This window comes from Herbaspirillum sp. 1173, from assembly GCF_031455335.1.
Taxonomy (GTDB): Bacteria; Pseudomonadota; Gammaproteobacteria; order Burkholderiales; family Burkholderiaceae_D; genus Herbaspirillum; species Herbaspirillum huttiense.
The window spans coordinates 65,450-78,532 of sequence record NZ_JAVDSP010000012.1; the positions used below are offsets into that span (position 1 = coordinate 65,450).

13 protein-coding genes and 1 pseudogene are annotated in these 13,083 nt (G+C 63.0%); 7 read left to right on the forward strand and 7 right to left on the reverse strand.

All coding sequences use genetic code 11. The features are described 5' to 3' along the window. Nucleotides 1-69: 69 nt before the first annotated feature. From J2X56_RS25110 to J2X56_RS25135, 6 genes and pseudogenes are all read right to left on the reverse strand, one after another. Nucleotides 70-1,402, reverse strand: a pseudogene (locus tag J2X56_RS25110) (purine-cytosine permease family protein). Between the two features lie 199 nt (nucleotides 1,403-1,601). Further along, nucleotides 1,602-2,579: a biotin-dependent carboxyltransferase family protein gene (locus tag J2X56_RS25115; protein ID WP_034330710.1), complete on the reverse strand. Its 978-nt coding sequence runs from the start codon at nucleotides 2,577-2,579 to the stop codon at nucleotides 1,602-1,604. Continuing rightward, entirely contained in the window at nucleotides 2,569-3,468 is a 900-nt protein-coding gene (locus tag J2X56_RS25120) for an allophanate hydrolase subunit 1 (protein ID WP_204727029.1), read from the reverse strand. Before J2X56_RS25120 ends, J2X56_RS25115 begins: the two co-directional genes overlap by 11 nt. 1 nt (nucleotide 3,469) lies before the next feature. Next, a complete protein-coding gene (locus J2X56_RS25125; protein WP_310163693.1) occupies nucleotides 3,470-4,858 on the reverse strand; it encodes an acetyl-CoA carboxylase biotin carboxylase subunit in 1,389 nt (462 codons plus the stop codon). A 10-nt stretch (nucleotides 4,859-4,868) separates the two neighbouring features. Then, nucleotides 4,869-5,117: an acetyl-CoA carboxylase gene (locus J2X56_RS25130; protein ID WP_121040433.1), complete on the reverse strand. Its 249-nt coding sequence runs from the start codon at nucleotides 5,115-5,117 to the stop codon at nucleotides 4,869-4,871. 30 nt (nucleotides 5,118-5,147) lie between these two features. Beyond that, on the reverse strand, nucleotides 5,148-5,906 hold the full coding sequence (locus J2X56_RS25135; protein ID WP_310163698.1) for a 5-oxoprolinase subunit PxpA: 759 nt from the start codon (nucleotides 5,904-5,906) through the stop codon (nucleotides 5,148-5,150). Nucleotides 5,907-6,035: 129 nt separating this feature from the next. Between J2X56_RS25135 and J2X56_RS25140 the strand changes: the two genes are divergently transcribed. Next, the gene (locus tag J2X56_RS25140) at nucleotides 6,036-6,953 is read left to right on the forward strand and encodes a LysR family transcriptional regulator (RefSeq protein ID WP_039786340.1); all 918 of its coding nucleotides are present in this window, start codon (nucleotides 6,036-6,038) and stop codon (nucleotides 6,951-6,953) included. Nucleotides 6,954-7,147: 194 nt separating this feature from the next. On the opposite strand, the gene ychF is transcribed toward J2X56_RS25140, so the two are convergent. After that, nucleotides 7,148-8,239 carry a redox-regulated ATPase YchF gene (gene ychF / locus J2X56_RS25145; RefSeq protein ID WP_034330723.1) on the reverse strand — a complete coding sequence of 364 codons (1,092 nt, stop codon included), beginning with the start codon at nucleotides 8,237-8,239 and terminating at the stop codon, nucleotides 7,148-7,150. Between the two features lie 410 nt (nucleotides 8,240-8,649). On the opposite strand from ychF, the gene J2X56_RS25150 reads away from it, so the two are divergent. The 6 genes from J2X56_RS25150 to J2X56_RS25175 all read left to right on the forward strand — a co-directional run bounded on the left by J2X56_RS25150 (nucleotide 8,650) and on the right by J2X56_RS25175 (nucleotide 12,786). Further along, nucleotides 8,650-9,453, forward strand: a complete 804-nt coding sequence (locus J2X56_RS25150; RefSeq protein ID WP_310163834.1) for an ABC transporter ATP-binding protein — start codon at nucleotides 8,650-8,652, stop codon at nucleotides 9,451-9,453. Continuing rightward, nucleotides 9,450-10,229: a lipid asymmetry maintenance ABC transporter permease subunit MlaE gene (mlaE, locus tag J2X56_RS25155; protein ID WP_121040431.1), complete on the forward strand. Its 780-nt coding sequence runs from the start codon at nucleotides 9,450-9,452 to the stop codon at nucleotides 10,227-10,229. Before J2X56_RS25150 ends, mlaE begins: the two co-directional genes overlap by 4 nt. Before the next feature lie 73 nt (nucleotides 10,230-10,302). Further along, a complete protein-coding gene (gene mlaD, locus J2X56_RS25160) occupies nucleotides 10,303-10,779 on the forward strand; it encodes an outer membrane lipid asymmetry maintenance protein MlaD (protein WP_034330727.1) in 477 nt (158 codons plus the stop codon). Further along, nucleotides 10,776-11,513, forward strand: coding sequence for a VacJ family lipoprotein (locus J2X56_RS25165; protein ID WP_121040429.1), 738 nt, complete (start codon nucleotides 10,776-10,778; stop codon nucleotides 11,511-11,513). Before mlaD ends, J2X56_RS25165 begins: the two co-directional genes overlap by 4 nt. A 292-nt stretch (nucleotides 11,514-11,805) precedes the next feature. Further along, a complete protein-coding gene (locus tag J2X56_RS25170; RefSeq protein WP_134223472.1) occupies nucleotides 11,806-12,447 on the forward strand; it encodes a phospholipid-binding protein MlaC in 642 nt (213 codons plus the stop codon). A gap of 45 nt (nucleotides 12,448-12,492) precedes the next feature. Beyond that, nucleotides 12,493-12,786, forward strand: a complete 294-nt coding sequence (locus tag J2X56_RS25175) for a lipid asymmetry maintenance protein MlaB (protein ID WP_034330732.1) — start codon at nucleotides 12,493-12,495, stop codon at nucleotides 12,784-12,786. Nucleotides 12,787-13,083 lie beyond the last annotated feature (297 nt).

Below are 13,083 nucleotides of genomic sequence, written 5' to 3' on the forward strand. Positions count from 1 at the left end.
GAGAGCACAGGTCATTCGGACATCAAAAAAGGGCAGCCATGGCCGCCCTCGTGTTGCGCCGGAACGCAATCACTTCGCCGTCTGCCAGGTCTTGCCTGTGCGTCCCCGCTGCTGCCACAAGGCATACACCCCCATTGACGCCACGAAGGTCAGCGGTGCCGACAGCGATGGCCAGAAGCCCGTCATCTCCATCAGCACGAAGCCCGGCACCACGCCGCAGAACCATGCACCCAGTCCGACACGATTGATGCCGGCCGACCCTTCACCGGTGCCAGCGTGATCCGGTACGGTGAGAATATGCGCCAGCGCCACGCCCACCCAGGCCACCACGAACACGCCCTGATAGGCCAGTGCCTTGAGCAGATAGGAAAACACGTCCGCCAGCATCAGCGCATAGACCACTGCCCCCGACCACCACCGACCACACCAGGCGCGAGGCGTGCAGGCCCAGCAGGTTGCCGAAGAAGGCCTGCATGTTGACCGTTGCCAGATAGTAGTTGGCGGTATTGATGCGCGTCTGCGTGACCCAGACGAAGAGCAGTCCCCAGAAGCCCATCAGCTTGAGGATGGCCATCACCACCGACACCTCGGACAGCGGGCCATCCTGCGGAATGCTGCTGGCCAGGTAGATGCCGGCGGCGCCATTGAGCAGGATGGTGACCAGGTAGAAGGGCATCCCGAAATTGAAGCGGCCGTGATACGTCGCATCTTCCGGCTTGCCGAAGCGGGCGTAGTCGAAGGTGAACATCATCAATACCCACACGCCCATGTAATACGTGAAGCAGCTCCACCAGCCATCTGCCGGCGGCACTGCCGGGCCGAAGTCCAGCCACTGCGGCTGGTAGCCATACTGGCTCACCGCCAGCACCAGCGCCATCAGCAGGCCCAGCAGATAGAACGGCAGCAGCACGCCGTTGAACTTGTCCAGCCAGTTCTGCACGCTGCCAAACACCAGCGGCACGCTGTAGAGCACCACGATCAGCGCCGCGACCGGATAGAGCAGTGAGGGATAAAGATGATGCAGGGCCACCGCAATCACCGAGCCCTCGAAGACGGCGTAATAGATCGCGGTGGAAAAGAAGATCAGCGTGGCCAGCGAGGCCCCGAGCCGGCCGAACAGGATGCGCGAGAACAGGGCCACCGACAGGCCGGTGCGCATGGCGTAGCGGCTGATGCAGGCATTGATGAGTCCGTAGCTGATGACCGAGAGCACCATGCCGATCAGGGCATTGCGCGCGCCGTAGGTCAGCGCCAGCGATGCGCCCACGACGATGTAGAAGATCGCGCTGCAGACGGCCCACCAGGCCATCGTCAGCGACAGTTTGCCCATGCGCGCGCTGGCGGGAACGCTGTGGGTGGAGAGATCGGTTTCCTTGTTCTGCGTGTGTGATAGGCCGGCCATGTCAGTTTCTCCAGAGACGTTGAAGCAATGATTCAATGAGGCGGATGAGAGGCAAGAAGGACGTTCCAACAAGTTGCTGCAAGTTGCTGCGACTGCGAGTACGAATGGGAAGGCAAAGCCGGGCCCGGCCCCAGGGCAGCCGCCTGTGCGGACTGGCCTGGGGACAAGCGTCAAACGCGGTGTGACCTGCGCCGAAGTGTCAGCTGCCCAGCAGGCTGCTCAGGCGCTGGAAGCGCTGCTGGTACTGGCGGCGGGCCTCCAGGGCCTGCTCCAGCGTCACCCGCACGAACTGCGCCTTGTGGTTGGGCTGCAATTGCCCGATCAGGTCGAGGTCGGCGCTGATGACCGTGCCGATGGTGGCGTAGCCGCCGCCGGAGACTGCATCCCGCAACAGGACGATGGGTTCCAGGCCCCCGGGGATCTGGATCGAACCGATGGGATAGCAGGCATCGACGATGTTGGAGGGATCCGAGCCGGCGCCGAAGGGCTGTTCGCGTGGCTTGAACTGCATCGCCTGGCCGCCCTTGAAGCGGTAGCCGATACGGTCCGCTTCCGAGCCGACGGTCCAGGTATCGGCAAAGAAGCGCTCCACGGCCTCCTCGGTGAGACGATGTATATACAGCCCCGGCACCACGCGCAGCGTGGCTTCGCGATCGAAGACCGGCACCAGTGACAGCGGCAGGGCACGCCCCTCGACCGCCTTCGGCGAGGCCCGGCCAAGCGGCAGTTCATCCTCCTTGGCCAGCTTGCGTCCCTGCCACCCGCCCAGCGCACCCAGCGCATAGGTGGAACGGCTTTCCAGCACCACCGGCACATCGATGCCGCCGGCGATGGCGAGATAGCTGCGTGCGCCCGCTTTCGGATAATCGAAGCTCAGGACCTGGCCGCTGCGCACCATGAAGGCGGTATCGAGCGGGCGTTCGCTGCCATCCACACGCGGCTGCATGCGTGCTCCGGTCACGGCGACCAGGGCGTCAGACCGGAATTCCAGTTGCGGTCCGAGCAGGCTGCACTCCAGCGCGGAGGTGGTGGCGTGGTTGCCGACCAGCAGGTTGGCGCTGCGCAGGGCGTACTGGTCCAGCGCCCCAGAGGGCGGGATGCCCAGATGGTAGTAGCCTTCCCGGCCACCATCCTGCACCGAGGTCGCCAGGCCGGGCTGTTTCACCTTAATCGTCATGGAGGGCCTCCTTGAGAGCATGGATGCAGGCCTGGGGATCGGCCTGGAAGGCATCGAGATCAAAACGCGCCGGGCGGATGCGCAGGTCGAAACGACCGGCATCGACGGCCGCGATGGCGGCGTCATACGCGCTGCGATCGATGGCCTTGAATTGCACGATGTCGCCAGCGCGGAAGAACACCATCGATTCCTGCAGGTAGGGCAGGCCCTGTTGCGGATCGTAGATTGGCGCAGGCGTGACGCCGAACATCTGGTAACCGCCCGCACCGCGTACCGAGTAGATGCAACCGAAGCAGCCGCCGTGTCCCAGTGTCAGCTTCGGGGTGTCGGTGCGCGGACGCAGGTACTTGGGGACTTGCAGTTGCCGGTCCTGTTCAACCATCTGGTACATGAAGGGAAGGCCGGCCACGAAACCCACCATGGAGACGAACCATGGCGTGCCACTGTGGGCTGCGATGAAGGCTTGCACTTCGTCGTAGCCATTGATGCGCGCTGCGTATTGCAGGTCGGTGGAGGCGGGATCCTGGTGACGGTCGCGGAAGCGCGCCTGTGTTTCATTGGTCCAGGGATCGTCATACAGCACGGGGACTTCGATGATGCGCGTGTCGATGCGGCGCTCGGCCGTGGTGCTGCTTTCCAGCGCCTTGACCTGTTCCAGCAGGGCCAGCGGATGGATCAGGTCGGGATCGAAGCGGATCTGGAAGGAGGCATTGGCCAGGCAGACATCGAGTACGCCGGGCAATGCCAGCTGTTCCACTGCGCGCGTGATGGCCATGGCGCGGAAGAAGGCTTCCAGTGACATCGACTCCGATACTTCCGCAAAGAGGTGTTCGTCACCTGCAATGCTGTAGCGAATGGGCGTGGCAGGGGCGGTCTGTGGGCGGTTCATTTCAGGCCTCCTCAAGTTGCGCGGTGCGCGCGTTGGCACGTTCGGCCAGCCAGCTTTCCAGCGCGCCGGTATCGAAGCGGGCGGCCTGTACGCGGGCATCGGCCAGCAACCACTGATGCAGGGGCAAGGTGGTGGCCATGCCGGTGATGTGCGTGGCAGCAACCGCCGCCTGGGCGCGGGCGATGGCCTGCGCGCGGTCCTTGCCAAGGACCACCAGCTTGGCCAGCAGCGAGTCGTAATACGGCGGGATGCGATAGCCCGCATAGAGATGGCTCTCCACTCGGATGCCCTCGCCCTGCGGCCACTGCAGTTCGGCAACAGTGCCGGGGCAGGGGAAGAAATTGCGCTCGGGATCTTCGGCATTGATGCGCATCTCCAGCGCTGCGCCTTGCATGCGGATGTCGGACTGCTGCAGGCCCAGCGGCTCGCCACCGGCGATGCGCAACATGGCCTGGACCAGATCGATGCCGGTGATCATCTCGGTGACGGGATGCTCGACCTGGATGCGGGTATTCATCTCGATGAAGAAGAACTCGCCGCTCTCGTCGTCGAACAGATATTCGAGCGTCCCGGCACCGCGGTAGCGCAGCCGGGCGGCCAGACGCACGGCGCTGTCGCAGAGGGCCTGCCGCTGTTGCGGCGTGAGCGCAGGTGAGGGGGCTTCTTCGAAGACCTTCTGGCGACGCCGTTGCAGCGAGCATTCGCGTTCGAACAGGTGAACGGCTCGCTGGCCATCGCCCAGGATTTGTACTTCGATGTGGCGCGCACGGCGGATGAAACGCTCCAGATACACTGCACCGGAACCGAAGGCGGCCTGGGCTTCGCCCTGCGCCAGCGGGAACTCCCGCGCCAGTTCGGCGGCATCGCGCGCCATGCGGATGCCACGGCCGCCGCCTCCAGCAGAGGCCTTGATCAGCAGCGGATAGCCGACCTCGTCGGCACAGGCCAGCGCGCTGGCAATATCCTCCAGTTCGCCCGCCGAGCCCGGCACCACTGGCACCCCGGCGGCGGCCGCGGTACGACGCGCTTCGGCCTTGTCGCCCATGCGGCGGATGGTATCGGCCTCCGGTCCCACGAAGATCAATCCGGCCGCGCTGACGGCTTCGGCGAAGGCAGCGTTTTCGGAGAGGAAACCATAGCCAGGATGGATGGCATCGGCACCGCTGTCGCGTGCCGCCTTCAGCAAGGCGTCCACATTGAGATAGCTGCGGTCGGCGCGGGCCGGGCCGATGAGTTGGACTTCATCGGCCATGCGCGCGGCCAGCGAATCGGCATCGGCTTCGCTACAGGCAGCTACCGTCTTGATGCCCAGGGCTTGTGCGGCACGAATGATGCGCACCGCGATCTCGCCGCGATTGGCGATGAGGAGTTTGCGCAGGGAAGTCGTCATGATGCCGGCCTCAGTCTGCGGTCTCGATCACGGCGACCAGCTGGCCGGGTTCGACCGGGTCGCCGTTGCCGACGTGGAAGGCCAGCAGCTTGCCGCCGTGCTCGGCCTGCAATTCCGTAAATTGTTTCATCACTTCGATCAGGCCGATCACGCGGCCGGCTTCGATGACGTCGCCTGCCTCTGCATAGGGTGGGGCATCGGGGCTGGACCGGCGATAGAAGGTGCCGGGCAAAGGGGAGTGCACTTCGTGGACTGCCATGACTTTTCTCCTTCGTAACGAATGGGGGGATCAGCGCGGCGCGGCAATGGCGATGTCGGCCGCGTCCAGGCTCTTGCGCGTGGCCTGCACCAGCGCCAGTGCACCAGGGGTATCGCTGTGGATGCAGACGGAGTCGAAGGCGATGGGGATGTCGCGGCCTTCGACCGTCCGCACCACGCCTTCGCGACACGCCCGCAGCACCTTGGCTGCGACCTGGGCCGGATCGAGCGCACCGACGCGGCGGGTGAAGACGATGGAGCCGCTGTTGTCGTAATCGCGGTCGGCATAGAACTCGCAGACCACCGCCTGCTGCAGTTCCTGCGCCACGCGCCAGACCGCCGAGCCGTGCATGCAGAAGAGAAGCAAGTTCGGGTCCAGCTGGCGCAGCGTCTGTACGAAGACGCGGGCGGCCTCCTCATCGCGGGCCAGGTGCATGTAGAGCGCGCCGTGCGGCTTGATGTGCTGCAGGGGCATGCCGTTGAGGCGGGCGAACTCACGCAGGGCACCGAGCTGGTAGAGCATGTCGTTGACCAGTTCGATGGCCGGCGCGTTGAGATGGCGGCGGCCGAAGCCGAGCAGGTCGCGAAAGCCGGGATGTGCGCCGATGGCCACGCCGTGTTGCCGGGCCTGTTCCACCGTACGCCGCATGGTGTTGGGATCGCCTGCGTGAAAGCCGGTGGCGATGTTGGCTGAACTGATCAGGGGCATGATGGCCGCGTCGACGCCATCGCCGATGGTCCAGGGGCCGAAGCCTTCGCCCATGTCCGAATTCAGGTCGATTGTCTTCATCTGGTGGTCTCCGGTGCTGTCGGAATCAGCACATGAAACCGAGTATAGAAATCGTCAACGGTATTGGACAGATGTATTATCAGAGGGCTTGATATCGAAAAATCCGATAGCTTATGAAGGGCGTCAAACATGGCCATCACTCTCCGGCAGATCCGTTATTTCGTGGCCACAGCGGAAGTGGGACAGATTTCGCAGGCGGCGATCCATCTGCACATTTCGCAATCCTCGGTCACCAGTGCCATCCAGGAACTGGAGGCTTTGCTGGGGGCACCGCTGTTCATCCGTTCTCCGCAGGGGATGATCCTCACCGACAGCGGGCGGCATTTCCTCAACCATGCGTATTCGATCCTGCGCAGCGTGGACGACGCGATGAAGAGTCCCTTGCCGGACAACACGGCCAGCGGCAGTTTGCGGGTGGCGGCCAGTTACACGGTGCTGGGGTATTTTTTGCCGCACCACCTGCAGCGGCTGTCGCAGTCCTATCCGGGCATCAAGATCCACGTGCATGAGAAGGAGCGCGCGGAGATCGAGCAGAGCCTGGTGGAGGGCGAGATCGATATGGCGGTGGTGCTGACATCCAATCTGCGTCACCGCGAGATTGCCTATGAGACCTTGTTCGGATCAGTGCGCCGCCTGTGGCTGCCGGCCCGGCACGCGCTGGGCGAGCGCACGGTGGTGAATTTGTCCGAAGTGGCCAATGAGCCCTTCATCCTGCTGACGGTGGACGAGGCCGACAAGACCGCGCTGCGCTACTGGAATCAAAGCGGACGCAAGCCCAACATCATCATGCGCACCAGTTCCATCGAGGCGGTGCGTAGCATGGTGGCCAATGGGTCGGGGGTGGCGATTCTGTCGGACCTGGTGTACCGGCCCTGGTCGCTGGAGGGATTGCGGATCGAGACGGTGCTGCTGATGGATCACGTGCCGGCCATGAATGTGGGGCTGGCCTGGCGCAAGGGGGTGACGTTTACGCCAGCCATGGAGGCGGTGCGGGAGTATTTCAGGCAGTCGTTTTTGACGCCGCAGTTGAGTAGTGGGAGGAGATAAGGGCCGGCAAGGCGAGCATCCGGACGCACTTGCCGATCAGTGGCTGGAATCCTGATCGCGAGCCGGAGGCGTTTCAAGTGGAAGTACTACATGTTGGTACGACATTGAATCAAGCCGCAAGGCGGCTGTTAATAAAAAACCCCGAATCAATTCGGGGTTTTTATTGAGGTCGACTCGCGTCGATCGGGAAGGCGTCACACGTTGAACAAGAAATTCATCACATCCCCATCCTTGACCACATACTCCTTGCCTTCCGCGCGCATCTTGCCCGCTTCCTTGGCACCGGCCTCACCCTTGAAGGCAATGAAGTCCTCAAAGGCAATGGTCTGCGCACGAATGAAGCCGCGTTCGAAGTCGGTGTGGATCACGCCAGCCGCCTGCGGGCCGGTCGCGCCCACCGGCACCGTCCAGGCGCGCACTTCCTTGACGCCAGCGGTGAAGTAAGTCTGCAGGCCCAGGAGCTTGAAGGCGGCGCGGATCAGGCGATCCAGGCCCGGTTCTTCCATGCCCATGTCGGCCAGGAAGTCGGCCTTGTCGGCGTCGTCCAGGTCGGCGATCTCGGCTTCGATGGCTGCGCAGATGGCCACGATCGGGGCGTTCTGTTCCTGGGCGTAGGCAGTCAGCTGGTCCAGCAGCGGGTTGTCGGTGAAACCGCTGTCGGATACGTTGGCCACGTACATCGCCGGCTTGGCCGTGATCAGGCACAGCGGCTTGATCAGCAGCATCTCTTCAGCATCCAGGCCCAGCGCGCGCACCGGCTTGGCTTCGTCCAGCGCCGGCATGATGCGCTCCAGCAGGGCCACCAGCTTGGCGGCATCCTTGTCACCGGAACGGGCCTTCTTCTGCTCGCGGTGGATGGCCTTCTCGACCGTGCCCATGTCGGCCAGCGCCAGTTCGGTCTGGATCACGGCGATGTCGTCCAGCGGGCTCACGCGGCCAGCTACGTGGATCACGTTCGGATCTTCGAAACAACGCACCACGTTGACGATGGCGTCGGTCTCGCGGATGTGCGACAGGAACTGGTTGCCCAAACCTTCACCCTTGGAGGCGCCCGCCACCAGGCCGGCGATGTCCACGAATTCCACCGTCGCCGGCAGGATGCGCTCGGGCTTGACGATCTCGGCCAGCGCCTTCAGACGCGGATCGGGCACTTCCACGATGCCGACGTTGGGCTCGATGGTGCAGAACGGATAGTTCTCGGCGGCGATGCCCGCCTTGGTCAGCGCGTTGAAAAGAGTGGACTTACCGACGTTGGGCAGACCCACGATGCCGCATTTGAGGCTCATGACAGATTCTTCCGAAAGCAAAACCGACATTGTAGCAAGCCGCACGCCCCAAGCCCCAGCTTTGCGATGCAGCATCCTTCCGCACCCCCGCGCTGTGGTATCTCCCCATCACTGGTAACATGCGAGCCTTGATTCGCGTCTCGGAAAATTGTCTGCATTGCACCATTTCGTTGCAGATGCACCACGCAATGAGAAATTTTTTGCCGATGCAATATTTAAATGACTCAATCGTCATCTAGTTGGTTGACGGAAATTGTAGTTATTTGTAGTGAACATGCCTGTAACTTGTAAAGAACGGGGCTTTTCGGCTCCCGCCATTTACAGGCTGTATTGCCTTCTTGAAAGCGATTTGTAAAATTTGCTCTACAATGTCGGTTTTCCCAAATCCTCAACGAATCCCTTTGCCTGCTTTGACTAATATCGTCGAAATCCGCGATCTGCACTTCCGTTATGGCGACCGGCCTATCCTGACCGGTCTGCAGATGGACTTCCCGCGTGGCAAGGTGGTGGCGGTGATGGGCGGTTCCGGATCCGGCAAGACCACCATCCTGCGCCTGATCGGCGGCCAGCTGCAGCCGCAGGAGGGCAGGGTGGAAGTCGATGGCGAGAACGTGCCGTCGCTGACGACCAAACAACTCTACGTGTTGCGTCGCAAAATGGGCATGCTGTTCCAGAACGGCGCGCTCTTTACCGACATGACGGTGTTCGACAACGTGGCCTTCCCGCTGCGCGAGCATACCGATCTGGATGAAACGCTCATCCGCGACCTGGTGCTCATGAAGCTCAACGCCGTGGGACTGCGCAATGCCGCCTCGCTCAAACCCGCCGAGATCTCCGGCGGCATGGCGCGCCGGGTGGCGCTGGCACGGGCCATCGCGCTTGATCCGGCCCTGATCATGTATGACGAACCCTTCGCCGGGCTCGATCCGATTTCCATGGGCGTGACCGCCAATCTGATTCGCCGGCTCAACGATGCTCTGGGCTCGACCTCGATCCTGGTATCGCACGACGTCAATGAATCCTTCGCCATTGCCGACTATGTGTATTTCCTGTCGGCCGGCAAGATCGTGGCGCAGGGGACACCGCAACAAATGCGTGAATCCACCGATCCCTATGTGAAGCAATTTGTCCACGCCCAGGCGGACGGCCCGGTGCCGTTCCACTATCCCGGCAAATCGCTGGCCGAGGACCTGGGCCTGGGAGGTGCAGCATGATCGCCGGTTTCGTCAGCGGCCTCGGCCGCAGCGTGCGCGAATTCGTGGTCGGGGTCGGCTTTGCCGGACGCATGTTCATCAATATGCTGGGCGCCTCCCTGGGCCTGCTGCGCCGCCCGCGCCTGATCACCGACCAGATCCACTTCATCGGCAACTACTCGCTGGTGATCATCACCGTGTCGGGCCTGTTCGTGGGCTTCGTGCTGGGGCTGCAGGGCTATTACACGCTCAACAAGTATGGTTCGGAACAGGCGCTCGGTCTGTTGGTAGCCTTGTCGCTGACCCGTGAACTGGGGCCGGTGGTGACAGCCCTGCTGTTTGCCGGCCGCGCCGGGACCTCGCTGACCGCCGAGATCGGACTGATGAAGGCCGGCGAGCAACTTTCTGCCATGGAAATGATGGCCGTGAACCCGCTGCAACGCGTGGTGGCCCCGCGCTTCTGGGCTGGCGTGATCGCCATGCCGGTGCTGGCGGCCATCTTCAGTGCCGTCGGCGTGCTGGGCGGCTATGTGGTCGGCGTGCTGCTGATCGGCGTGGATGAAGGCGCCTTCTGGTCGCAGATGCAGGGCGGCGTGGATGTGTGGAATGACATCGCCAATGGCGTGTTGAAGAGCATCGTCTTCGGTATCGCCGTCACCTTCGTGGCGCTGTTCCAGGGCTATGAGGCGCAGCCAACCCCCGAAGGCGTGGCTCGGGCCACCACCCGGACCGTGGTGATCGCCTCGCTGACCGTGCTGGGCCTGGATTTCCTGCTGACTGCACTGATGTTCAGCTGAGTGCCGCAGTGCTTGGACAAGCGCCCGGTCGGGGCGCAATGATGTGAATAAAAGGGTAGAAAAAGGGTTCAATATGCAACGTAAATCTCTGGATGCCTGGGTAGGAATCTTCGTGCTGGCCGGTGTGGCCGCGCTGGCGTTCCTGGCGCTCAAGGTCGGCAACATGAGCTCGATGTCCTTCGGCCAGAAGACCTATGCCCTCAAGGCCAATTTTGACAACATCGGCGGCCTGAAGTCGCGTGCGGCGGTCAAGAGCGCCGGTGTGGTCGTGGGCCGGGTGGATTCGATCCGCTTCGATGACCAGACCTTCCGCGCCGTGGTCACGCTGAACATGAACGAAAGCTACAAATTCCCCAAGGACAGCTCGGCCAAGATCCTGACCTCGGGTCTGTTGGGTGAACAATACATCGGGATCGAGCCAGGCGGCGATACTGCTAACCTGGCCTCGGGCGATACGATTAAGATGACACAATCCGCCATCGTTCTGGAAAACCTCATCGGTCAATTCCTGTACAGCAAGGCGGCAGAGGGAAAGGATGATTCCAAATGAATAAAAAAGCCATCAGCACCGTCTACGCAGGCCGTCTCGGCGCCCTGACCCTGGCGGCGGCAGCCCTGACCGGCTGCGCCAGCACCAGCAACAATCCGAACGATCCGCTGGAAGGCTTCAACCGCACCATGTTCAGTTTCAACGACACGGTCGACAAGGTGGCCCTGAAGCCGGCCGCGCAAGCCTACGACACCGTGGTTCCGACCCCGATCCAGCATGGCGTGGGCAACTTCTTCGGCAACATCGGCGATGTCTGGTCGTCCATCAACCAGCTGCTGCAGGGCCGTATCGAGCAGGGCGTCTCGACCTTCATGCGTGTGGCCATCAACACCACCTTCGGTCTGGGTGGCGTGCTGGACGTGGCGACCGAAGCCCGCCTACCGCGCGAGAAGTCCGATTTCGGCCAGACCCTGGGCAAGTGGGGCGTCGGCTCCGGCCCGTACGTGGTGCTGCCGTTCTTCGGCCCGTCCACGCTGCGTGACACCGCCGGCATGCCGGTGGACCTGTACGGCGACCTGTGGACCTACAAGCGTCCGACCCGCTGGCGCAACGTCGGTGCCGTGGTCCGCATCGTCGACCGCCGCGCCCAGTTGCTGGATGCCTCGACCCTGCTGGAAGATGCCGCGCTGGACAAGTACGACTTCGTGCGCGACGCCTACCTGCAACGTCGCCAGAGTCAGATCAATGGTGGCTCCAGCGGCCGCGAGCAAAAGGAAGAAGCGATCAAGCCCTGATGGCCGCCGACCTTGCCCCGCTGACCAGCGGGGAGGCCGCGGTCTCGCTTGCGGTGCCGCAGTCTTGTCTTGAAATGTGGGCCAATTGCCCAATCTGCGCTGTCTGCCCAGTTTCTTTGCCCTCCGAGGGCAATCTGTAACATCCGTGCCGAACTGTGACGGCACGGGAACCCCGCTCCCGGGCGGGCTTCGAAGGACATGCCGGCTGCCGTCGGCGTACGCATCGCGACTCATTGCGATGCAGCCGGGGCAGCCCCGGCACCTTCTGCTGACTCGAATGGAAAACCGACTTATGAAGATGCTTACCAAACTTTTCGCTATCGCTGCCTTCGCGGTTCCCGCGCTGTCCTTCTCCGGCGCAGCGTCCGCCCAGGAAGCCCCGGATGCGCTGGTCAAGCGCATCAGCTCGGAAGTGCTGGATACTGCCAAGAATGACAAGGATATCCAGTCCGGCGACAATACCCGCATCATGCAGCTGGTGGAACAGAAGATCCTCCCCTACGTCGACTTCGAGCGCATGACCCAGCTGGCCGCCGGCCGCTACTGGCGCCAGGCCACCCCGGATCAGCAGAAGCAGCTGATTACCCAGTTCCGCAGCCTGCTGGTGTTCACCTACTCCGGCGCGCTGTCGCAGGTGCGTGACCAGAAGATCGAATTCAAGCCGCTGCGCGCCGCCCCGACCGATACCGAAGTGGAAGTGAACTCGCAGGTGATCTCCTCGCGCGGCGGTGAGCCGATCCAGCTGAGCTATCGCCTGGAAAAGAAGCCCGACGGCTGGAAGCTGTATGACGTCAACGTGCTGGGCGCCTGGCTGGTGGAAGCCTACCGCGGCACCTTCTCCAACGAGATCAGCAAGGGCGGCATCGACGGCCTGATCAAGGCGCTGACCGACAAGAACCAGCAGTTGGCCGCACGCGGCAACGGCAAGAAGTAAGCTGTTCCGTTCATCGACCAATCTCCTGAACCGAAAGAACGCACCATGTTCAAGCCCGGCGCCTCGCTGACCTTCACCAATGCCAGCACCGTCCTGCGCGAAGGCCTGTCGGCCATCGCCGCCGGCCAGGCCAGCATTGACGTCAGCGAGGTGGCCGTGGTCGATTCCTCGGCCGTGGCGACCCTGCTGGCCTGGCGGCGTGCCGCTGCCGGTCGCGGCGCCGCGCTGGATTTCGGTCCCTTGCCGGCCAACCTGCAGAGCCTGGCCGATCTCTACGGCGTGACCGCCCTGTTGCAAGGTGCAGCCGCACCGACCTCCGCTACCGATCGACATCACTGATCGCGTTTTCTCCTTGCGACCCGGGCTCCCGGGTGCCGGGAAGCCCGTGCTACGGCGGCCCGGAATATCGAATTCCCCTATAATCGAAGGTTTTGCAGGCGCGCTGGCGGCGTTGGCAGCGGATCACGTTTCCGCCAGGCATTCTCCCGCCCGTCGGCATCAGCAAAACATTCCGGCTATTTCATAGCGCAACGACAACATGACTGCGTCATACGCTTCCCCGTCGGGAGGATGGCGCGGCCGAGGCGAGGCGGACAGCGGATTCCCCGGTGGAACTCCTGGCTCCTTATTTCTTTC